Source organism: Streptomyces sp. NBC_00631 (genome assembly GCF_045206895.1).
Lineage (GTDB): Bacteria > Actinomycetota > Actinomycetes > Streptomycetales > Streptomycetaceae > Streptomyces.
In genome coordinates, this window is sequence record NZ_CP107734.1 from 9,160,864 (window position 1) to 9,181,161 (window position 20,298).

The 20,298-nt window shown below is 73.3% G+C and carries 19 protein-coding genes; 12 read left to right on the forward strand and 7 right to left on the reverse strand.

Features of this window, described 5'->3' with window-relative positions; translation table 11 throughout:
- Window positions 1-12: 12 nt before the first annotated feature.
- The 3 genes from OHB00_RS41725 to OHB00_RS41735 form a co-directional block, all read right to left on the reverse strand.
- On the reverse strand, window positions 13-183 hold the full coding sequence (locus OHB00_RS41725; protein WP_406442907.1) for a hydrophobic protein: 171 nt from the start codon (window positions 181-183) through the stop codon (window positions 13-15).
- A 48-nt stretch (window positions 184-231) separates the two neighbouring features.
- Window positions 232-1,047 (reverse strand): class I SAM-dependent methyltransferase, encoded by an 816-nt coding sequence (locus OHB00_RS41730; RefSeq protein ID WP_406442909.1) that lies wholly within the window; start codon window positions 1,045-1,047, stop codon window positions 232-234.
- Between the two features lie 141 nt (window positions 1,048-1,188).
- Window positions 1,189-2,676, reverse strand: a complete 1,488-nt coding sequence (locus tag OHB00_RS41735; protein WP_406442911.1) for a bifunctional phosphatase PAP2/diacylglycerol kinase family protein — start codon at window positions 2,674-2,676, stop codon at window positions 1,189-1,191.
- Between the two features lie 70 nt (window positions 2,677-2,746).
- Between OHB00_RS41735 and OHB00_RS41740 the strand changes: the two genes are divergently transcribed.
- The 3 genes from OHB00_RS41740 (at window position 2,747) to OHB00_RS41750 (ending at window position 5,606) form a co-directional block, all read left to right on the forward strand.
- Window positions 2,747-3,394 carry a histidine phosphatase family protein gene (locus tag OHB00_RS41740; protein WP_406442913.1) on the forward strand — a complete coding sequence of 216 codons (648 nt, stop codon included), beginning with the start codon at window positions 2,747-2,749 and terminating at the stop codon, window positions 3,392-3,394.
- A 239-nt stretch (window positions 3,395-3,633) separates the two neighbouring features.
- Window positions 3,634-5,253, forward strand: coding sequence for an ABC-F family ATP-binding cassette domain-containing protein (locus tag OHB00_RS41745; protein ID WP_406442915.1), 1,620 nt, complete (start codon window positions 3,634-3,636; stop codon window positions 5,251-5,253).
- A 95-nt stretch (window positions 5,254-5,348) separates the two neighbouring features.
- A complete protein-coding gene (locus tag OHB00_RS41750) occupies window positions 5,349-5,606 on the forward strand; it encodes a DUF6158 family protein (protein WP_406442917.1) in 258 nt (85 codons plus the stop codon).
- Between the two features lie 36 nt (window positions 5,607-5,642).
- Here OHB00_RS41750 and OHB00_RS41755 read toward each other — a convergent pair whose 3' ends face one another.
- Entirely contained in the window at window positions 5,643-6,176 is a 534-nt protein-coding gene (locus OHB00_RS41755) for a type 1 glutamine amidotransferase domain-containing protein (protein ID WP_406442918.1), read from the reverse strand.
- A 77-nt stretch (window positions 6,177-6,253) separates the two neighbouring features.
- Window positions 6,254-6,634, reverse strand: a complete 381-nt coding sequence (locus OHB00_RS41760; protein WP_406442920.1) for a DUF2795 domain-containing protein — start codon at window positions 6,632-6,634, stop codon at window positions 6,254-6,256.
- A 236-nt stretch (window positions 6,635-6,870) separates the two neighbouring features.
- Here OHB00_RS41760 and OHB00_RS41765 point away from each other — a divergent pair, with 236 nt between their 5' ends.
- The 3 genes from OHB00_RS41765 to OHB00_RS41775 all read left to right on the forward strand — a co-directional run bounded on the left by OHB00_RS41765 (window position 6,871) and on the right by OHB00_RS41775 (window position 10,533).
- Window positions 6,871-7,983: a hypothetical protein gene (locus OHB00_RS41765; RefSeq protein ID WP_406442922.1), complete on the forward strand. Its 1,113-nt coding sequence runs from the start codon at window positions 6,871-6,873 to the stop codon at window positions 7,981-7,983.
- A gap of 97 nt (window positions 7,984-8,080) precedes the next feature.
- Complete coding sequence (locus OHB00_RS41770) at window positions 8,081-9,385, forward strand: aminotransferase class I/II-fold pyridoxal phosphate-dependent enzyme (protein ID WP_406442924.1); 1,305 nt, start codon at window positions 8,081-8,083, stop codon at window positions 9,383-9,385.
- On the forward strand, window positions 9,382-10,533 hold the full coding sequence (locus OHB00_RS41775) for an MBL fold metallo-hydrolase (protein WP_406442925.1): 1,152 nt from the start codon (window positions 9,382-9,384) through the stop codon (window positions 10,531-10,533). Before OHB00_RS41770 ends, OHB00_RS41775 begins: the two co-directional genes overlap by 4 nt.
- A 93-nt stretch (window positions 10,534-10,626) precedes the next feature.
- Here OHB00_RS41775 and OHB00_RS41780 read toward each other — a convergent pair whose 3' ends face one another.
- Together OHB00_RS41780 and OHB00_RS41785 are read right to left on the reverse strand one after the other, a co-directional pair.
- On the reverse strand, window positions 10,627-11,265 hold the full coding sequence (locus tag OHB00_RS41780) for a DedA family protein (protein ID WP_406446205.1): 639 nt from the start codon (window positions 11,263-11,265) through the stop codon (window positions 10,627-10,629).
- Between the two features lie 2 nt (window positions 11,266-11,267).
- Window positions 11,268-12,041, reverse strand: coding sequence for an MBL fold metallo-hydrolase (locus tag OHB00_RS41785; protein ID WP_406442927.1), 774 nt, complete (start codon window positions 12,039-12,041; stop codon window positions 11,268-11,270).
- Between the two features lie 83 nt (window positions 12,042-12,124).
- Here OHB00_RS41785 and OHB00_RS41790 point away from each other — a divergent pair, with 83 nt between their 5' ends.
- The 6 genes from OHB00_RS41790 to dnaK all read left to right on the forward strand — a co-directional run bounded on the left by OHB00_RS41790 (window position 12,125) and on the right by dnaK (window position 20,257).
- Complete coding sequence (locus OHB00_RS41790) at window positions 12,125-12,556, forward strand: hypothetical protein (protein ID WP_406442928.1); 432 nt, start codon at window positions 12,125-12,127, stop codon at window positions 12,554-12,556.
- Between the two features lie 119 nt (window positions 12,557-12,675).
- Window positions 12,676-14,721: a phage holin family protein gene (locus OHB00_RS41795; protein WP_406442930.1), complete on the forward strand. Its 2,046-nt coding sequence runs from the start codon at window positions 12,676-12,678 to the stop codon at window positions 14,719-14,721.
- Window positions 14,722-14,911: 190 nt separating this feature from the next.
- The gene (locus OHB00_RS41800; RefSeq protein ID WP_406442932.1) at window positions 14,912-15,973 is read left to right on the forward strand and encodes an ATP-binding protein; all 1,062 of its coding nucleotides are present in this window, start codon (window positions 14,912-14,914) and stop codon (window positions 15,971-15,973) included.
- A complete protein-coding gene (locus OHB00_RS41805; protein ID WP_406442934.1) occupies window positions 15,970-17,766 on the forward strand; it encodes a DUF2201 family putative metallopeptidase in 1,797 nt (598 codons plus the stop codon). The genes OHB00_RS41800 and OHB00_RS41805 overlap by 4 nt, the downstream gene beginning before the upstream one ends.
- 67 nt (window positions 17,767-17,833) lie before the next feature.
- Complete coding sequence (locus OHB00_RS41810; RefSeq protein ID WP_406442936.1) at window positions 17,834-18,259, forward strand: OsmC family protein; 426 nt, start codon at window positions 17,834-17,836, stop codon at window positions 18,257-18,259.
- A gap of 138 nt (window positions 18,260-18,397) precedes the next feature.
- Window positions 18,398-20,257: a molecular chaperone DnaK gene (gene dnaK, locus OHB00_RS41815; RefSeq protein WP_406442938.1), complete on the forward strand. Its 1,860-nt coding sequence runs from the start codon at window positions 18,398-18,400 to the stop codon at window positions 20,255-20,257.
- Window positions 20,258-20,298: the final 41 nt, after the last annotated feature.

Here is a 20,298-nt window from a genome sequence, read left to right on the forward strand (position 1 = left end):
TCGGTGGAGGTGTCACCACCTGTACCAGCGGCCCCTGCCGCCGGCGCCCGTCGTGCCGCGCATCACGAATCCGAGAAGCCATATCACGAGTACGGCGAGCGCGATCCACCAGAGCAGTTTCAGCGCGAATCCGGCACCGAAGAGAATCAGAACCAGAAGCAGTACCAGCAGGATGGGAACCATAGTGTGAACCTCCTGCAAAGCGGGTTTCCCGAAATCCGCGGATCAGGCTCACTTACGGCACAGAATTTCTCCGTGCAGTACGGCGAACCAGCCGTCCTCGCGCCCCGCCCACTCCCGCCAGGCGGCCGCGATCCCCGCCAGCTGCTCCGTGGTCGCGTGGCCGCCCTCCGTGGCCAGCTCGGCGTAGGCCGAGGCGACGGTGCGGTCCCCCCACAGCCGGCCCCACCAGGCCCGCTCCTCGGCCGTGCTGTACGTCCACGTGCTGGACGTGGCCGTGATGTCGGTGAGCCCGGCCGCCAGCGCCCAGGACCTCAGCCGCCGTCCGGCGTCCGGCTCGCCGCCGTTGGCCCGGGCGACCCGCCGGTACAGCTCCAGCCAGTCGTCCAGACCGGGCACCGCCGGGTACCAGGTCATCGCCGCGTAGTCCCCGTCGCGTACGGCGATGAAACCGCCGGGCCTGGTGACCCGGCGCATCTCGCGCAGGGCCTGCACCGGGTCGCCCACGTGCTGGAGCACCTGGTGGGCGTGGACCACGCAGAAGGTGTCGTCCGGGTAGTCCAGCGCATGCACGTCGGCGACCGCGAAGTCCACGTTCGCCAGGCCGCGCGAGGCGGCGGTCGCCCGGGCCTGCTCCAGGATGCCCGGCGCCCGGTCGACACCGGTGACCTGTCCGTCCGGAACCAGTTCCGCCAGGTCGGCCGTGATCGTCCCGGGGCCGCACCCGATGTCCAGGATCCGCATGTGCGGCTTGAGCGAACCGAGCAGATAGCCGGCCGAGTTGGCGGCGGTGCGCCACGTGTGGGAACGCAGCACCGACTCGTGGTGCCCGTGCGTGTAGACAGCGGTCTCCTGCGGTTTCGACATGGCTCGACCCCTTCGCGTCACACCGGCGGACGGGGCCGGACGACCCCGTCCCGCGGTATCCACGACGCTACGCCCGCATGCCGAATAATGAGACCCGCGTTTTACTATATGGACTGACTGTTCATCAGGCGGGTCCGCGGATCAGGGCAGCGGCCGGTACACGGTCAGCGCCTCCGGCAGCTTGTCGACGGTCATCTCACCTGCCACATCGATGACTTCACCGTCGTACGCGAGTGGTGTCCCGGCCGCGATACCGGTCAGGCGCAGCCGGCTCACCCGTGCCTCGGCATGCGCGGGAGAGCGGGTCAGCGGGCCGGCGAGGGCGGCGGAGAGCAGCTGCAGCGCGGGGTGCCGGCCGCCGTGCACCACCCGCACGTCGAGCTGCCCGTCGGCCAGGTCGGTGCGGCGGCCCGGGGCCAGCCCCATCCGGCGGTAGTGGCAGTTGCCGACGAACAGCAGCCACAACGGATGTGTCTCCCCGCGCAGTTCGACCTTCATCGGATGCCGGTCCGTGCGCAGCACGCGCACCGCGGCCAGCACCTCGGCGGGCCAGCTGCCGATCCGGTGCGCCCAGTGCTCCCGCTCCCGGACCAGTTCCGGATAGACGCCCAGGCTCAGGGTGTTGAGGAAGACGCCCTGCCGGTCGCCGGAGGTGAAGCGGCCCACGTCCACCCGGACCGCCTCGCCCTCGCGCACCGCCTGGCCGAGACCCCGGCCGTCCTCCACGCTCAGGTCGTGGGCGAAGTGGTTGAGGGTGCCACCGGGCAGCACCGCGAGCGGCAGCCCATGGCGCAGGGCGATGCGGGCCGCCGCGTTCACGGTGCCGTCGCCGCCGCACACCCCGAGAGCCCGCGCCCGCAGCGCCGCCTTCGCCAACTCCTCCTTCACCTCGCCCGGTTCGCACTCCACCAGCTCCGCCTCCGGCAACTCGTGGCGCAGCACCCGCATCCGGTCGGCCGTTCCGGAGGCCCGGTTGGCCACCACCACCAGACCCTCCCCGCCGGGCAGCGCCGGGGCCTCGGCGCGCGGCCGGGGCGGCGGGCCGGTCTGCGCCAGGGTCGGCACCAGCCGCCGTACGGCGAACGCGGCGCCGACGCCCAGCGCCGCGCCCGCGAGTACGTCGCTCGGGAAGTGCACGCCCGTGTAGACCCGGGACATCGCCACGGAGAACGCCACCGGCGCCACCACCGCACCCCACGCCGGGGACTCCAGGGCGACCCCGGCCGCGAAGGCCGCCGCCGACGCGGCGTGCCCGGAGGGGAACGAGGTGGTGATCGGCTGCCGCTTCAGGAGCCGTACCGCCGGCACCGGGTCCAGGAGCGGCCGGGGGCGCCGCACCGAGCGCTTGCCGAGGGTGTTGATGGTCAGGGAGGCCAAGGCGAGCGAGGCCAGGCCGCGGGCGGCGGCCCGGCGGGCCCGGGGCGTGCGGGTCGCGGCCACCGCGGCCGCGGTCGCGAACCACAGCACTCCGTGGTTGGCGCTCCGGCTCAGCCGGGGCAGCACCGGCTCGGCGAACGGCCAGTTCCGCTCGGCGGCGATCTCGAACAGCCGGCTGTCAAGGGCGAGGAGCCGGTCGCGCAGGGCGTGCCGGCCGGGCTTCGGGACGGTCAGGTCGACGTCTGGGCTCATGCGGGTGCGGTTACCCTGAAGTGGCACTTTTCTGCCGTACCTGGTGCGGTCGAGTGAGAGGAACCCGTGGATGCGCCTGCTCCTCATACGTCATGGGCAGACCCCGACCAACGTCGACTACCTCCTCGACACCGCCGTACCAGGCCCCGGTCTGACCGCCCTCGGCGAGCAGCAGGCGGCGGCCCTCCCCGGGGCCCTCGCCGACGAGGACATCGAGGCCCTCTACGTCTCCACCCTCACCCGCACCCAGCTCACCGCCGCCCCGCTGGCCGCCGCCCGCGGTCTCGACCCGGTCGTCCGCGACGGCATCCGGGAGGTCTTCGCCGGCGACCTGGAAATGCTGCCCGGCCACTCCGAGCAGGGCGAGCGGTACATGCGGACCGTGTTCGCCTGGGCGGCCGGGGACACCGCGCTGCGCATGCCCGGCGGGGAGACCGGGGACGAGGCCCTGGGCCGCTACGACGCCGTGATCGCGGAGGCCGCCGCGAGCGGCGCCGGGACGGTCGCGATGGTCAGCCACGGCGCCGCGATCCGCATGTGGACGGCGGCCCGCGCCGACAATGTCGACGTGCCCTTCGCGGCGTCCCGGCCGCTCGGCAACACGGGCGTGGTGATTCTGGAGGGTTCTCCGGCGGACGGCTGGAAGGCGCTGTCCTGGGAGGGTGCAGTGGTGGCGCCGACGGGGGCGAGCGGGCCGACGGGGGAGCCGGTGGGGTAGGGGGGCCGCCGAGGACTTTCGGGTGCGGGTGCGTCGTGGTTGCTCGCGCCCCCGCGGCGGAAGCCGCATAGTGACTCAGTCCCGCGCCCCTTTGGGGCGCGTCTGTGGCGCCCCTCGCTGCAGCGCCCCGTCAGGGGCGCGCGAAACTGCGCGACCAGCCCCCACCGGACCCGCACCCGAAGATGTCGCCCCGATAACGGTTTGCCCCCGGCCACGGGTGCCCCGCAGAATCCCTCACCATGGGACACCTCGAAGCCGCGCACCTTGAGTACTACCTCCCCGACGGGAGGGCGCTGCTCGGCGATGTCTCCTTCAGGGTCGGCGAGGGTGCCGCCGTCGCCCTCGTCGGGCCCAACGGCGCCGGCAAGACCACGCTCCTGCGGCTGATCTCCGGCGAGCTGAAGCCGCACGGCGGCACCGTGGCCGTGGGCGGCGGTCTCGGCGTGATGCGCCAGTTCGTGGGTTCCGTGCGGGACGAGACGACCGTGCGCGACCTGCTGGTGTCCGTCGCCCCGCCGGGGATCCGGGAGGCCGCGCGGGCCGTCGACAAGGCCGAGCACGCCCTCATGACCGTCGACGACGAGGCGGCCCAGCTGCGGTACGCGCAGGCCCTCGCCGACTGGGCCGAGGTGCGCGGCTACGAGCACGAGACCCTCTGGGACATGTGCACCACGGCCGCGCTCGGGGTGCCGTACGAGAAGGCCCAGTGGCGGCAGGTGCGCACCCTCTCCGGCGGAGAGCAGAAGCGGCTGGTGCTGGAGGCGCTGTTCCGCGGCACCGACGAGGTGCTGCTGCTCGACGAGCCGGACAACTACCTCGACGTGCCCGGCAAACGCTGGCTGGAACAGCAGCTGAAGGAGACCCGCAAGACGGTCCTGTTCGTCTCCCACGACCGTGAACTCCTCGCCCGCGCCGCCGAGAAGATCGTCTCCGTGGAGCCCTCGCCGACCGGCGCCGACGCCTGGGTGCACGGTGGCGGCTTCGCCACCTACCACGAGGCCCGGCGCGAGCGCTTCGCCCGCTTCGAGGAGTTGCGCCGCCGCTGGGACGAGAAGCACGCCCAGCTGAAGAAGCTGGTGCTCAACCTCCGCCAGGCCGCCTCCGTCTCCCACGAGATGGCGTCCCGGTACGCGGCCGCCCAGACCCGGCTGCGCAAGTTCGAGGAGGCCGGCCCGCCGCCCGAGCCGCCGCGCGAGCAGGACATCAGGATGCGCATCAAGGGCGGCCGTACCGGCGTACGGGCCGTCACCTGCGCCCAGCTCGAACTCACCGGCCTGATGAAACCCTTCGACCTGGAGGTCTTCTACGGCGAGCGGGTCGCCGTCCTCGGCTCCAACGGCTCCGGCAAGTCCCACTTCCTGCGGCTGCTGGCCGGCGAGGACGTGGCGCACACGGGGCAGTGGAAGCTGGGCGCGCGGGTGGTGCCCGGGCACTTCGCGCAGACCCACGCCCACCCCGAGCTGGAGGGCCGCACCCTGCTGGACATCCTGTGGACGGAGCACTCCCAGGACCGCGGCGCGGCCATGTCCCGGCTGCGCCGCTACGAACTCACCCAGCAGTCGGAACAGAACTTCGAGCGGCTGTCGGGCGGCCAGCAGGCCCGCTTCCAGATCCTGTTGCTGGAGCTGCAGGGCGTGACGGCACTGCTCCTGGACGAGCCGACCGACAACCTCGACCTGGAGTCCGCCGAGGCCCTCCAGGAGGGTCTTGAGGCCTTCGACGGCACGGTGCTCGCCGTCACCCACGACCGCTGGTTCGCCCGCTCCTTCGACCGCTACCTGGTCTTCGGCAGCGACGGCCGGGTCCGTGAGACCCCGGCGCCGGTGTGGGACGAGCGCCGGGTGGAGCGGGTGCGGTAGGCCGGTGCCCCAGGGAGGCCCGCGCGCCCGGATGTTCGTACAGTGGAGGCAGGAATCCGGACCGCCGGGACCCACACGACGAGCGGGGTACCACCATGACCGGAGTCGACCCCAGCCGGCTGGACGACCAGCAGCTCATGAAGGAGCTGGAGACCATCCACCGGACGCGCCACGACACCCTGCTGTACGGCTCGAACGACGCGCTGCGGGCTCACAACGAGCGGATGGCGCAGCTGGAGGGCGAGTACCTGCGGCGCAATCCGCGCCGTCTCGTCGCCTCCGGCCGCACCCGGGAGGGCGCCCGGGAGCGGAACTGCGCCGAGACGGCGACACCGGGCGCCTCCGCGAGCTGAGGCCGCGGGCCCCCCGGCGCGGCCTGCGGTCCCGGACTACTCGGCGAACGCGTCGAGGAAGGCCTCGCAGAACGCCTTGAGGTCGTCCGGCTTACGGCTGGTGACCAGCTTGTTCGGGCCGCCGTCGCAGACCTTGACCTGCTCGTCGACCCAGGTGCCGCCCGCGTTGCGGATGTCGGTCCGCAGGCTCGGCCAGGACGTCAGCGTCCGGCCGCGCAGGACATCGGCCTCGACCAGCGTCCAGGGCGCGTGGCAGATCGCCGCGACCGGCCGCCCGCTGTCGAAGAAGGCCTTCACGAACGCGACGGCCTTCTCGTCCATCCGCAGGAAGTCCGGATTGGCCACCCCGCCCGGCAGCACCAGCGCCCCGAACGACTCCGCCGACGTCTCGCCGACCACCTCGTGCACCGGGAACGTGTCCGCCTTGTCCAGGTGATCGAAAGCCTGGATCTTCCCCGGCTCCGTCGACACCAGCACCGGTTCGTGCCCGGCGTCGGAGGCCGCCTTCCACGGCTCGGTCAGCTCCACCTGCTCGACGCCCTCGGGCGCGGCCAGAAACGCGATACGCATGATGTTCACTCCTTTCCGAGGCGCGCCGGCGGACGGGCGGCCCGCCGACGCGCGGTCTGGTCCTCCTGCGCCCCCGCTCACTCCCCGGCGGTCACCGCCTCGGCCAGCGCCAGCAGGTTGCGGTAGCGCGCCGAGCGCGGCAGCCGGGAAACCCGCTCGACCAGGTCGTCGTGGGCGTTCCCGCGCCGCAGCGCGCCGGCCAGCTCCCGCGCCGTCGCCGGGAAGTCGTGCCGGGTCAGGGACCTGGCCAGCTCCAGCCGTACGCTCTCCGGGGACGGCCGCTCGCTGGTCCCCGGCACCCTCGGACCGCGGTACACCTCCGGATCGTCCTCCGCCGGCGGCTCGGGGTCGTTCCAGTCCTCGGTGCGTGTCGGATGCCCGGACCTGAGCAGGCCCTGGAGCTCGTGCTTCATCTCGTCGTCCCGGTGCACGTTCAGCCGGGCACTGCCTCGCTGCATGTTCTCCCTCCAGGTACATCAGGGGTGCGGACCGCGTACCCGGGGACAGGGGGCCGACACAGGGATCCACCCGGCTGTTCCCGCCCCGCCTGAACCGGGCCGCGGCGTCACCCGAAAGAGGGCGCGTGTCCCGCGAATGGGGTCCGGCCGCGCGCGGCGGCGCGTGCGGCGGGCTGTGATGGCTGCGGGGGTACGGGCCCCGTGCCTCCGAGTCGTCCGTGCAAGGAGCTCCTCCCATGCGCCGCACCGTTCGCGCCCTGTCCGTCGCCGTCCTGGCGGGTGCCGCGTGCGGCGCCACCGGCACGGCCGTCGCGGCCGCCGACCCCGCCGCCGAGGTCAGCCCCGGCAGCGCCCGGCCGGGTGCCACCGTCATCGTCTCCGTCACCTGCGAGAAGGCCGGCGGACACGAGCCCGTGGCCATCGACGCCACGTCGTCGGCGTTCGCCGGGCACACCGTCCGGCTGGCCAGGGTCGAACAGAGCGGCGGGCTCACCTATCGGGGCACCGCGCGGGTCGTCTCCGGGGACACGCCGCTGACCTACACGGAGAGGGACGCGGCGGGGTCCGGGCCGGACGGCACCTGGACCGTCGGCGGGACCTGCCCGGCGGCGAGCGGACAGCAGGGGCGGCCCTGGAGCACGCACCTGGCCCTGGCACGGGGCGACGGCGCCGGCACCGCTTCCGCGGGAGTCGGCGGCACGCTTGTCCAGGGCGGCGATGGCGCGATGCCGCAGGTCGGCGGTGGCGCACTGCCCCCGGGGGACGGGGGAGCGGCGGCCCCGCACGGGGACGACGGGGCGGCGGTCGGCGGCGGGGACGACGCGACAGCTCCACGCGGAGACGACGGCACGTTCGGCCGCGGTGACGAGGGAACGGCTCCTCACGGTGACGTGGGCACCACCGACCGTGGTGACGAGAACATCGCCGGCCGTGGTGACGGAGACATCGCCGGCCGTGGTGACGAGGGAATGGTCTCTCCCGGCGACGAAGGTGCGGCCTCTCGCGGGCCTCGCGGTGACGGGGACGCCGCGGATCCTCGGGGCGAGGACGGCGCCGTCCCCCGGGGCGACGGCGAGCGGCCGTGCGCCGGGGCCCAGCAGTCGTGCGATGGCGGCGACGGGCGGGAGTGCCAGGGGACACGCGGCGGTGACGGCGGCCTCTGCGCCGCGGCGGGCGTGCAGCACGGGGTGGCCGCAGGCGACGGCGGCGCCTACAGCACGTCCGTACCGGCGCTGGTCGCGGGCGGGATGCTGATCGTGGCCGCCTGCTGCGGCGCCGCGTACCGGCTGTGGGGCGGGCGGCTGTGGGGCGGGCGGCTGTGGGGCGGGAGGGCCGGCGCGGACGGGTGACCGGGCCGCCACCGGGTACCCCGGAGCGACCGCTCCGGCACCGTACGCACGACCCGGACCGGACAGCACACGGCACCACGGACTGCGCGGAGGCGACATGCGGCGAACGGATCCCGGGTCCCACGGACCGGCGAACGGCAGCCCCACGCAGGAGGGCGCGCCGACGCCGCCCGAAGGCCACGGCCCCGTCCGCTACGGCCCGCCGCTGCCCGACGACGGGCTGCCCGTCCTGCCCGAGCTCGCCGCCGTCCTGGCCGCCGCCGCGAACCGGGGCGCTGAGGAGCCCGTCGGCGGCGGACCGGCGCTGCTGGACGCGGCCCGCGGCTACTGGGACCGCCGCGGACTGCCCACCCCGCTCGGCCGGGTGGCCGCCGGACCCGGTGCCCCCGCCCTGCTGCTGGCGTTCACCGCCGCGCTGGGCGGCGACGTCCTGGTGCCGCGCCCCTGCGCCGCCTGGTGGGCGCCGTACGCCAGGCTCCTCGGCCGGCCGGTCTTCCACGTGGCCACCCCGGCCGAGTCGGGAGGCGCGCCCGATCCGTACGCGCTGCTGGAGACCGTGCGCCGGGTCCGGGAGGAGGGCGGCGACCCCCGGCTGCTCGTGCTCTCCGTCGCCGACGACCCCACCGCCACGGTCGCCCCGCCCGAACTGCTGCACGAGACCGTGGAGGCCGCGACCGGCGCGGGACTGCACCTGGTCAGCGACGAGACCTGGCGCGACACCCTGCACGCCCCGGACGCCACCGTGCTGCTCAGCCCCGCCGAGATGCTCCCGGACCGGGTCACCGTGGTCACCGACCTGGCCGGCGCCCTGCTGCCGGCCGGCTGGCCCGCCGCCGTCGCCCGGTTCCCGGCGGGCGCCACCGGCACGGCCCTGCACGCGCGCGTCCTCGACATCCTCACGGCGCTGGGCGCCCGCCTCGCCCAACCGGTCGCGGTCGCCGCGCGCCACGCGCTCGACGAGCCCGAGCCCGTCACCGCCCGCCGGGAGGCCGCCGTACGGCTGCACGCGCGCGTGGCGGCCGCCGCGCACACCGCGGTCGTCGCCGGCGGCGCTCTGGCCCGGCCGCCGCAGGCCGGCCGTCACCTGTACGCCGACCTGGAACCGCTGCGCGCCGCGCTCGGCGCCCACGGGGTCGGTGACGCACAGGAGTTGGAGGACTTCCTCACCACCCGGCTGGGCATGCCGGCGCCCGGCGGGCACCGCTTCGGCGACGACCTCGGCGCGCTGCGCGTCCGGCTCGCCACCGGGCCACTGCTGGGCGGCACCGACGCGGAACGCCAGGAATGCCTCACCTCACCCACGCCGTTGGAACTGCCACACGTGCAACGCGCGTTGATGTCCTTGAGGTCGGTACTCGGCGATCTCCGCGACGACGCTCAGCGATGGGAGCCTCCTCGATGACGCAGCAGACGCATGAGCCAGGGTCCACGACGACTGCCCCCACGACGCCTGCCCCTACGAAGACCGCCTCCACGACGCCTGCCCCCACGAAGACCGCCTCCACGACGACCGCCACGACGACCAGAGACGCCGGTCCCTACGCGCCTCCGTCCCCGCCGCTCGCCGAACCCCGCCCGCTGGGCGAACTCCGGGTCTGGCCGCGGACCTTCCACGATCGCCTGACCGCCCCGCTGCCCGGCCTCAAGGCCATGGCGCGCTTCGCCCGCGAGGGCTCGGTCCGCCCCGGCCGCGAGGGCCTCGCCGACGTCGGCCTGCTGCCCTGTGAACCCGGCCCGCTGCCCCGCGTGGACGCCGACACCGTTGCCGTCACCTGGGCGGGACACGCCAGTTGGGTCCTCCGGATCGGCGGCCTGACCGTCCTCACCGACCCGGTCTGGTCCCGCCGTATCCTCGGCACCCCCGCCCGAGTCACCCCGATCGGTGTCCCCTGGGAGACCCTGCCACGCGTCGACGCGGTCGTCATCAGCCACAACCACTACGACCACCTGGACGCCCCCACGCTGCGCCGCCTGCCGCGCGACACCCCGATGTTCGTGCCGGCCGGGCTCGGCGGCTGGTTCAGGCGCCGCCGTTTCACCACCGTCACCGAGCTGGACTGGTGGGAGGCGGCCGAACTGTCCGGGATCCGCCTCGACTTCGTCCCCGCCCACCACTGGTCCAAGCGCACCCTCACCGACACCTGCCGCAGCCTGTGGGGCGGCTGGGTCCTCACGGCGCCCGACGGCGGCCGCGTCTACTTCGCCGGCGACACCGGCTACGGCCACTGGTTCTCCCGCATCGGCCGCCGCCACCCCGGCATCGACCTCGCCCTGATGCCCATCGGCGCCTACGACCCACGCTGGTGGCTCAGCGACGTCCACCTCGACCCGGAGGAGGCGGTCCGGGCGACGCAGGACCTGGGGGCGCGGCGGATGGCACCCATGCACTGGGGCACGTTCATCCTGTCGGCAGAACCGGTCCTGGAGCCGCTGACGCGGGTGCGGGCGGCCTGGGAGAGAGCGGGGCTGGCGCGGGAGGACCTCTGGGACCTGCCGGTGGGCGGTTCGAGGATTCTGGAGCGTGCTTCAGCTGACAACGCCGTCAGCTAGAGCGCCCTTCAGGGGCGCGGGGCCGTGTCCCTGTGCGGCTGCCGCCGCGTGAGCGCGACCAGCCAAGACGCACCCGCGCCCCGCCACGCACCGTCACCCGGCAGATCGAACCCGCCGCCACGCGGTCGGCGCCATACCGATGACCACGGTCAGCCCCACCGCCGCCACCACCCCTTCCCACGGCTCCGGAAACAGCGACCCACCCAGAATCCCGACCACCTGATACGTCGCCGCCCACGCCAGACAGGCGGGCGCGTTGCCCCGCGCGAACCGCCGCAGCGGCCACTCCGCCAGCAGACACGCCAGCATCACGGGAATCCGACCAGCCGGCACCAGCCGTGACAGCACCAGCACCGCGACCCCGTGCTCGGCCAGTTTCGACTGCGCCTGCTCCAACCGCTCCTCCGGCGCCCGCGACCGTATCGCCTCCAGCCACCGGGACCCGTTCTTCGACCGCAGCCCCCGCCGCCCCAGCCAGTACAGCGCCGCATCCCCCAGGAAGGCCGCCAGCGACGCCGTCACGAACACCAGCGCCAGCGCGAATGGCGCCGTCTGATGGAACGCCACCACCGCCGCCGAACTCACCAGCGCCCCCGTCGGCACCACCGGCACCAGCGCCCCGATCAGCACCAGCAGGAACAGCGTCGGATACCCGATCGCCTGCTGCGCGGACTCGGTGGACGACGAGGTCGCCGCCGTGGACCCGGCGGCGGCCGCCACGACCAGCAGCAGTCTCACCGTGCGACCTCCAGCCGCACGCCCTCCCCGTGGCCGAGCTTGTGCACCGCCACCCCCGGCGCGTACTCGGCCGCGAGGCGCACGAACTCATCACCGGGCGCATGGAATTCATGGGGGCGCACAGCATCCATGCCGATCGGCCAGTACGTGCCGTAGTGCACCGGCACCGCGCTGCGCGGCGCCAGCAGGGCCAGCGCGCGCGCCGCCCGCCCGGCGTCCAGGTGCCCCTCGCCGAGGTACGGCCCCCAGCCGCCGACCGGCAGCAGTGCCACGTCCACCGGGCCCACCACCTCGGCCATCTCGTCGAACAGCCCGGTGTCCCCGGCGAAGTACGTCCGCGCCGCCCCCTCGACGACGTATCCGAGGGCGGGGGAGCGATGCGGGCCGACGGGCAGCCGGCGGCCGTCGTGCAGCGCGGGTACGGCGCGTACGACGAGGTGGCCGACGTGTATCTCGTCGCCGACACCGACCTCGGTGATGCGCAGGTGCCGGAGCCGACGGAGCGCGGGCACCGCCCGTCGTGCGCCCCGGGGCACAAGCAGGCGCGTGCCCGGGGCGAGCCCGGCCAGTGAGGGGACGTGCAGGTGGTCCGCGTGCAGGTGGGAGACGAGCGCGAGGTCCGCGCGGCGGGCCTCGGGCGGGGGCGGGGCGCCCCGGCGGCGGCGCAGATGAGCGAGCCGGCGCGCGAACAGAGGATCGGTGAGCAGTCGTACGCCCGAATCCTCGATCGTGCAGGTGGCGTGACCCCACCAGGTGATCTCCACCGGCACCTCTTTGCCTCCTTCGCGCGACTCCCCGAAGCCTACGTGCAGGAGTAGGGTCGGCGGCGAAACCCGGAGGTGAGGGGGACGCCATGGGACAGGTGCGGGGTGCCTCCGGCGGGCTCGCGCCGGTGCGGGTGACCGCGATCGCGAGTCTTACACCCCTGGAGGAACTGGAGATCGACCCCTTCCTGGTCGACTCCCGCAGCCAGCACGCGATGTGCGCGCGCTGGGCCGTGGAACACGGATACGTCATCGCCCGCGAACTCCTGGTCCGCGGCCTGCGCCACGACCACAGCGCCCTGTGGACGGGCGTCCGGCCGGGCCTCGACGTCTTCGTCGCCCCGAGCAGACGGGTCCTGGAGAGCGCGCTGTCGTCGGTCGACGACTTCATGGCGGAGTGCGCGAGACGCGGGGTGCGGGTGGAGACGGTGGGCCGCGCGGAACCCCGCTACGACGCCCGGATGAAGGCCGTGGTCCACCGCCGCCTGTCGATGCCGACGGCGGGCTACGACGGCAGGTAGGACCCCGCCCGGTACCGCTGTGATCGGCGTTCACCCGCATCCGGCAATCAGCCGTGTGACAGGGTGGGCGGCGGCAGACCCGCGGCCGGCGCGGGTCGCGGGCGTGAGGTCGGTGGGGCGTGCGGTGGCGGCGGGTCGTCAGTCAGATCGGGCGGAGCGTCACGGTGTGGGCGGTCTCCACCGCCACCATGCTGGTCCTCGCCGGCATCCTGCCCGACTTCCAGCTCCAGTCCCCCGACGGTGACAGCGCCACCCGCATCGCCATGACCGCCGCCCTCGGCGCCGGCGCCTTCGGTGTGCTGTCGGCCGTCGTCTGGCCCCTGCTCGTACGGCTCCTGCTGCTCGTACCCGCCCTCGTCCTCGGCCTGCTCGTCTTCTTCCTCAACGGCTCCCTCCTCCTCGTCGCGCTGCGCATCAACCCCTCCGGGCAGAGCGAGGCCGCGCCGGAGACCGCCGTGATCGTGGCCGCCGTGATGTCGGCCGTCGCCTCCGCCACCGGCGGCGCCCTCGCCGTCCGCGACGACGACGCCTACCGGCACCGGCTCTCCCGCCTCGCCACCCGCCGCCGCCGATCCCACCCGCCCTGCCCGGCCACCCCCGGCACCGTCTTCCTCCAGCTCGACGGCGTCGGCCACGACGTCCTCACGGCCGCGGTGGCCAAGGGCCTGATGCCGACCGTGGCGGGATGGCTCGCCGCCACCCACCGGCTCACCCCGTGGCGCACCGACTGGTCCAGCCAGACCGGCGCCAGCCAGCTCGGCATCCTGCACGGCTCCACCTTCGACGTGCCCGCCTTCCGCTGGTACGAGAAGGAGCACCGTGAGGTGATGGTCTGCAACCGGCCGACCAGCGCCGCCGAACTCCAGCGCCGGGCGATCGAGCGCACCGCCGACGGGGGACTGCTCACTCTGGACGGCGCCAGCCGAGGCAACCTCTTCAGCGGCGGCGCCGGCGAACAGGCCCTCGTCCTGTCGATAGCCACCCGCCGCCGCGGCCGGGAGAACCGTTCCCGCGCCGGTTACTTCGCGTACTTCGCCGACCCCGCCAACGCCGTCCGCACCGCGCTCTCCTTCTTCGCCGAGGCCGCCCGCGAGATCGGCCAGGCCGGCAGGGCCCGGCTGCGCAGACAGCGCCCGCGCGTCAAGCGCGGCGGCCTCTACCCCTTCGTCCGCGCCTTCGCGACCGTCGTCGAGCGGGACGTCGTCGTCGCCGCGGTCATGGGAGACCTGCTCGGCGGCCGCACCGCCGTCTACGCCGACCTCGTCGCCTACGACGAGGTCGCCCACCACTCCGGCCCGCACAGCCGTGACACCGAGAAGGTGCTGCAACGCCTGGACCGCTCCCTCGCGCTGATCGAGAAGGCCGCCGAACACGCCCCCCGGCAGTACCGGATCGTCGTCCTGTCCGACCACGGGCAGAGCCCCGGCGAGACCTTCCACTCCCGCTACGGGCTCACCCTCGGCGATCTGGTACGGGCCGGCTGCGGACTGCACGTGCCGCGGCGGGCCGAGCGCACCCACAGCGGTACGGAGGCGCGGGCCGCCGTCCGCGCGGCGCTGCGCAGGCCGGTCGAGGAGGGCGGCGGGAAGCACCGGCCGCCCCGGGGCTCGGAGCCGATCGTGCTCGCCTCCGGCAACCTCGGCCTGATCTCCTTCCCGGACGTGCCGCACCGCATGACCAAGGAGGAGCTGGACGCCCGCCACCCGGCCCTGCTCACCACCCTCGCCAACCATCCCGGCATCGGCTTCCTGCTGGTGCGCAGCGAGGCACACGGCGGGGTGGTGCTCGGCGCGTACGGCGCGGAGATCCCGCTCGACCGGCTCGACAGCCACGCGGGGCCGCTCGGCGCCTTCGGGCCGGGGGCCGGGGAGGCCGTACGGCGCACGCACGCGTTTCCGCACACCGCCGACATCATGGTGAATTCGTGCTACGACCCGCAGAGCGGCGAAGTCCTCGCGTTCGAGGAGCAGATCGGGTCGCACGGGGGGCTGGGGGGTGCGCAGGGGCGGCCGTTCCTGTTGTCGCCGGTCTGTGTGTCCGCACCGGTGGGGGAGGGCGAGGAGCTGGTGGGGGCCGAGGCCGTGCACGGGGTGCTGCGGCGGTGGCTTCGGGAGGCGGACGGGCCGCAGGTTCCGTTGCCGGCGGAGGGGGAGAGGGCCGCGTAGTCGGCTCACTGCGGGCCGGTGGGGGTTGCTCGCGCCCACGCGGCGGAGCCGCACGTCGACACAGCCGCGCGCCCCTGTCGGGGCGCGTCCCCACCGGCGAAAAATCGGCTGCGTTCGCTTGGCTCCCGACACACACTGTTCGAGTCGGTCCCAACCGAGCTTTCCCGAACACTCCTCAGGAGCCTTCCCTTTGCAGGCAGCCGTATCCGTCACCCCGGCCCGCATCCCCGAACTCCTCCTCGGCCTCGCCACCGTCCGGCCCGTGTTCATCTGGGGCGCCCCCGGCATCGGGAAGTCCTCCCTGGTGCGGGAGTTCGCCGAGTCGCTCGGGCTGGAGTGTGTGAGTCTGCTCGGAACGCAGCTCGCTCCGGAGGATCTGATCGGTGTCCCGCAGATCCGGGACGGACGGTCCGTGTTCTGTCCCCCCGAGTCGATCGCCCGGGACGAGCCGTACTGCCTGTTCCTGGACGAGCTGAACGCGGCCACCCCTGATGTGCAGAAGGCGTTCTATTCGCTGATCCTGGACCGGCGGATCGGGAACTACGAGCTGCCCAGGGGCTCGATCGTGATCGGGGCCGGCAACCGGGCCACCGACAACGCCCTCGCCCGGCCCATCGCCTCCGCGCTCGTCAACCGGCTGGCCCACGTCCACCTGGAGGCCTCCGCGCACGACTGGCTCGCCTGGGCCGCGGCCAACGGCATCCATCCGTGGATCCTGGACCACCTCACCGACCGGCCCGACCACCTGTGGTCCAGGCCGCCGAAGACCGAGGAGCCGTTCTCCACCCCGCGCTCCTGGCACATGCTCTCCGACGCCCTGCACTCCTTCGGAACCGATCTGGACGAGGGGACGCTGAAGGTCCTGGCGCACGGCACGCTGACACCCGCGCACGCCACCGCCTTCTGCGGATACGTCAAGATCGTGCGCAGCCGGTTCGGGATCGAGGCGATCCTGAAGGGGGACGCGGGGTGGCCGCCCCGGATCGAGGACCGCGACCTGCTGTACTACCTCGCGGAGTCGTTCCGGGGGCGGCTGGTCAAGGAACTGCCCGCCGACAAGGAGCACATGTCGGCGAACGGGCGGCAGACCGCGTACCGCGCCAAGTCGCTGCTGGTGCAGCTCGCCGAGATCTCCGTCGAGGTCGCCCAGACCGTCATCGCCTCCGACCCCGACGGCAACCCGGTGCTGCCCGCCTGGTTCCTGATCGAGGCGGCCCGGGACATGCCCCGGCTGGTGGAGGCCCGGCGATGAGCCGAGCCGCCGCCCGCAGGAAGCAGGACCCGGCCGCCGAGAACTTCGCGGCCGGCGTCGAGCTGCTCCGGGCCAACCCCGCGCTTCGCGCCGTGGAGTTCACCATCTGCCGGCACGAGAAGTGCGAACTCGGCCCCCGGGAAGGGCTGGTACGGGCGGATTCCGACGGTGTCCTGCACGCGCACGCCACCCGGCGTGCCGAACCGGGCGAGTGGGCCTGGGCGTTGGCGCACTGCACCATCCATCTCGGCTTCGGCCACCTGCCCGCCGCCACCGGGCCGCGCACCCAGCCCGACCGCTACGACCTGGCCGCCCGCTGCACGGTCGTCAACCGCTTCCTGCAGACCTTCCCGGTCGGCGAGGCCCCCGGCCACCTGCCCGCCTCCTACCCGGAGGGCGACGAGGAGCGGCTCGCCGCCGGCTGGCGGCGCACCGGTGGCATCCCGGCCGCCTACGAGCACGGCGGGACCAGCGGCGGTGAGCCCGACCAGCTCCTGCTCTCCTGGAACCAGTGGGCCGGACGGGTGCCCGACTGGCAGGTGGGATTCGCGCACGCGCTGACCCGCACCATGTCCCGGGCGATGGACCTGGCCGGCGGCCGCCGCACCTCCATGACCGGCCCGCCCACCCCGCTGCGCCCCTGGGAACAGGCACTGAGCTGGTTCGTCTCCTCCTACCCGCTGCTCGGCGGCATCGCGGCCGGCATCAGACTCGTCGCCGACGCCGAACTGGCCCGCGCCCACGACATCGCCGTCGCCGCGGTCAACCCCGAGGCCGGCGAGATCTACGTCAACCCGCTGCGGACCATGGACGACGAGGAGTGGCGGTTCGTCCTCGCCCACGAGATGCTGCACGCCGCCCTGCGCCACGGCGACCGCCTCGGCAGCCGCGACCCCTACCTCTTCAACATCGCCTGCGACTACGTCATCAACGGCTGGCTGGTCGGCATGCGCGTCGGCACGATGCCCGAAGGGCTGCTGTACGACGCCGAGTTGACGGATCTCTCGGCCGAGGAGGTGTACGACCGGATCGCCGTCGACCTCAGAAGGATGCGGCGGCTCGCCACGCTGCGCGGCAAAGGACGCGGTGATGTGCTCGGCGCGCCGCTCGGGCCGCCCGGCGCCTACGTGGACCTCGACGAGTTCTACCGCCGGGGGCTGTGCCAGGGGCTCGACCTGCACCAGACGCAGGACCGGGGCCTGCTGCCCGGCGGCCTGGTCGAGGAGATCCGCGCGCTCAGCCATCCACCGCTGCCCTGGGACGCCCGGCTGGCCAGGTGGTTCGACGAGTTCGTGCCACGCCCGGAGGCCGTACGGTCCTACGCCCGCCCCTCGCGCCGGCAGTCGTCGACCCCGGACATTCCGCGCGCGGGCCGGTACTTCCCGCCCGAGGAGGTCGCCCGCTGCACCTTCGGCGTGGTCCTCGACACCTCCGGCTCCATGGACCGCGCCCTGCTCGGCAAGGCCCTCGGCGCGATCGCCTCCTACGCCGAGGCCCGCGACGTCCCGGCCGCGCGCGTCGTCTTCTGCGACGCGGCTCCGCACGACGCCGGCTATCTCCCGACCACCGAGATCGCCGGCCGGGTCCGGGTGCACGGCCGCGGCGGCACGGTCCTGCAGCCCGGCATCGACCTGCTCCAGCGCGCCGACGACTTCCCGCCCGCCGCGCCGGTCCTGGTGATCACCGACGGCTGGTGCGACGTGCTGCGGGTCCGCCGTGAGCACGCCTATCTGATCCCGGACGGACGTCGCCTGCCGTTCACTCCCCGTGGGCCGGTCTTCCGGGTGCGGTGAGCGCTGATGTGATCGGATGGGGGCGAGCGAACCGGTTCGTTCGCCTTCATCACCGAAAGGAACAACCGTGGCTACCACGCGCACCGCACACACCGTCTGGGAAGGCAGCCTTACCGAGGGCAACGGCGTTATCACCTTCGACTCCTCCGGTATCGGCGAGCAGCCCGTCACGTGGGCCTCGCGCTCCCAGGAGGCCAACGGCAGGACCAGCCCCGAGGAGCTGATCGCGGCCGCCCACTCCAGCTGCTTCTCCATGGCGCTCTCGCACGCCCTGACCGGTGCCGGCACCCCGCCCGCCAAGCTGGTCACCAACGCCGACGTGACCTTCCAGCCGGGCACCGGCATCACCGGCATCCACCTGACCGTCGAGGGCACGGTCCCGGGCCTGGACGCGGAGGGCTTCGCCGCCGCCGCCGAGGACGCCAAGAAGAACTGCCCGGTCAGCCAGGCCCTGGCCGGCACCACCATCACCCTGGACGCGAAGCTCGCCTGAGCACCGTATCCGCCGCGATGCCGCGCCCCTCCTTCCCGGGGCGCGGCATCGTCGTTCACGGGGTACCCGGCATTGACAACGGCTCGCTCAAGTTTTGTGCTGGAGTCGGGGAAGCGCCCTGGGCGGAAGGGGACGGACATGGCACGTGCGGTCGGTATCGACCTCGGTACGACGAACTCGGTGGTGGCCCTGCTGGAGGGCGGTGAGCCCACCGTCGTCGCCAATGCCGAGGGGGCGCGCACCACCCCGTCGGTCGTGGCCTTCGCGAAGAACGGCGATGTGCTGGTCGGCGAGGTCGCCAAGCGGCAGGCGGTGACCAACGTGGAGCGCACCGCGCGCTCGGTGAAGCGGCACATGGGCGACGCGGGCTGGCGGTTCCCGGAGAGCGGGAGCGTCGACGGCACCCGGTTCCGGGCACAGGAGCTGTCGGCACGGGTACTGCAGAAGCTGAAGCGGGACGCCGAGGCCTACCTCGGCGAGGACGTCACCGACGCGGTGATCACCGTACCCGCGTACTTCGACGACTCGCAGCGGCAGGCCACCAAGGAGGCCGGGGAGATCGCCGGCCTGAAGGTGCTGCGGATCATCAACGAGCCGACCGCCGCGGCGCTGGCCTACGGCCTGGACCGGGGTGAGGAGCAGACGGTCCTCGTCTTCGACCTCGGGGGCGGCACCTTCGACGTGTCGCTCCTTGAGATCGGCGACGGGGTGATCGAGGTCAAGGCCACCAACGGCGACACGCACCTGGGCGGCGACGACTGGGACCAGCGGATCGTCGAGCATCTCGTGCAGCGTTTCAAGGGGCAGTACGGCATCGACCTCGGCAACGACAAGATGGCAGTGCAGCGGCTGCGCGAGGGCGCCGAGAAGGCGAAGATCGAGCTGTCGTCGTCCACGGAGACGTCGATCAACCTGCCGTACATCACCGCGTCCGCCGAGGGGCCGCTGCATCTGGAGGAGAAACTGACTCGGGCTCAGTTCCAGGAGCTCACCGCCGACTTGCTGGACCGCTGCAAGAAACCCTTCCACCAGGCCGTCAAGGACGCGGGCGTGAAGCTGGCGGCGATCGACCACGTCATCCTGGTCGGCGGCTCGACCCGGATGCCCGCCGTCACCGACCTGGTCCGGGAACTCACCGGCAAGGACCCGCACAAGGGCGTCAACCCGGACGAGGTGGTCGCGGTCGGCGCCGCCCTCCAGGCGGGTGTCATCCGCGGTGACGTCAAGGACGTGCTCCTGCTCGACGTCACCCCGCTGTCCCTGGGGATCGAGACCAAGGGCGGCATCATGACCAGGCTCATCGAGCGCAACACCACGATTCCGACCCGGCGTTCGGAGATCTTCACCACCGCGGCCGACAACCAGCCCTCGGTGGGGATCCAGGTCTACCAGGGCGAGCGGGAGATCGCCGCGTACAACAAGAAGCTGGGCGTCTTCGACCTCACCGGTCTGCCGCCCGCCCCGCGCGGGGTGCCCCAGATCGAGGTGGCCTTCGACATCGACGCGAACGGGATCATGCACGTCTCGGCGAAGGACCTGGCGACCGGCCGCGAGCAGAAGATGACCGTGACCGGGGGTTCCGCCCTTCCCAAGGACGACATCGACCGCATGATGCGGGAGGCCGAGCAGTACGCCGAGGAGGACCGCAAACGCCGGGAGGCCGCGGAGACCCGGAACCAGGCCGAGCAACTCGTCTACCAGACGGAGAAGTTCCTCCGGGAGAACGAGGAGCGGGTGCCTGGCGGCACAAAGACCGATGTGGAGGCGGCGGTCACCGAGCTCAAGGCGCTGCTGGAGCGGGACGCCGACACCGCCGAGCTTCGGCGCGGGGTGGAGAAACTGGCGGGCGTGAGCCAGCAGATGGGGCAGGCCATGTATGCGGCGGCCTCCGCCTCCGCCTCCGGCGGTTCGGCCGAGGAACAGCGGGCGCCTGAAGCCGAGGAGGAAGGAGTGGTCGACGCCGAGATCGTGGACGACGAGAGGGGTGCGGGTGGGTGAGGCACCGCCGGGTTCCGCCGTCGTGGCTGATCGCCGTTGCG

What these genes read in the sequence shown, in the direction of transcription:
- OHB00_RS41725 (WP_406442907.1), bottom strand. Translation starts at nt 183, where the DNA reads ATGGTTCCCATCCTGCTGGTACTGCTTCTGGTTCTGATTCTCTTCGGT.
- OHB00_RS41730 (WP_406442909.1), bottom strand. Translation starts at nt 1,047, where the DNA reads ATGTCGAAACCGCAGGAGACCGCTGTCTACACGCACGGGCACCACGAG.
- OHB00_RS41735 (WP_406442911.1), bottom strand. Translation starts at nt 2,676, where the DNA reads ATGAGCCCAGACGTCGACCTGACCGTCCCGAAGCCCGGCCGGCACGCC.
- OHB00_RS41740 (WP_406442913.1), top strand. Translation starts at nt 2,747, where the DNA reads ATGCGCCTGCTCCTCATACGTCATGGGCAGACCCCGACCAACGTCGAC.
- OHB00_RS41745 (WP_406442915.1), top strand. Translation starts at nt 3,634, where the DNA reads ATGGGACACCTCGAAGCCGCGCACCTTGAGTACTACCTCCCCGACGGG.
- OHB00_RS41750 (WP_406442917.1), top strand. Translation starts at nt 5,349, where the DNA reads ATGACCGGAGTCGACCCCAGCCGGCTGGACGACCAGCAGCTCATGAAG.
- OHB00_RS41755 (WP_406442918.1), bottom strand. Translation starts at nt 6,176, where the DNA reads ATGCGTATCGCGTTTCTGGCCGCGCCCGAGGGCGTCGAGCAGGTGGAG.
- OHB00_RS41760 (WP_406442920.1), bottom strand. Translation starts at nt 6,634, where the DNA reads ATGCAGCGAGGCAGTGCCCGGCTGAACGTGCACCGGGACGACGAGATG.
- OHB00_RS41765 (WP_406442922.1), top strand. Translation starts at nt 6,871, where the DNA reads ATGCGCCGCACCGTTCGCGCCCTGTCCGTCGCCGTCCTGGCGGGTGCC.
- OHB00_RS41770 (WP_406442924.1), top strand. Translation starts at nt 8,081, where the DNA reads ATGCGGCGAACGGATCCCGGGTCCCACGGACCGGCGAACGGCAGCCCC.
- OHB00_RS41775 (WP_406442925.1), top strand. Translation starts at nt 9,382, where the DNA reads ATGACGCAGCAGACGCATGAGCCAGGGTCCACGACGACTGCCCCCACG.
- OHB00_RS41790 (WP_406442928.1), top strand. Translation starts at nt 12,125, where the DNA reads ATGGGACAGGTGCGGGGTGCCTCCGGCGGGCTCGCGCCGGTGCGGGTG.
- OHB00_RS41805 (WP_406442934.1), top strand. Translation starts at nt 15,970, where the DNA reads ATGAGCCGAGCCGCCGCCCGCAGGAAGCAGGACCCGGCCGCCGAGAAC.
- dnaK (WP_406442938.1), top strand. Translation starts at nt 18,398, where the DNA reads ATGGCACGTGCGGTCGGTATCGACCTCGGTACGACGAACTCGGTGGTG.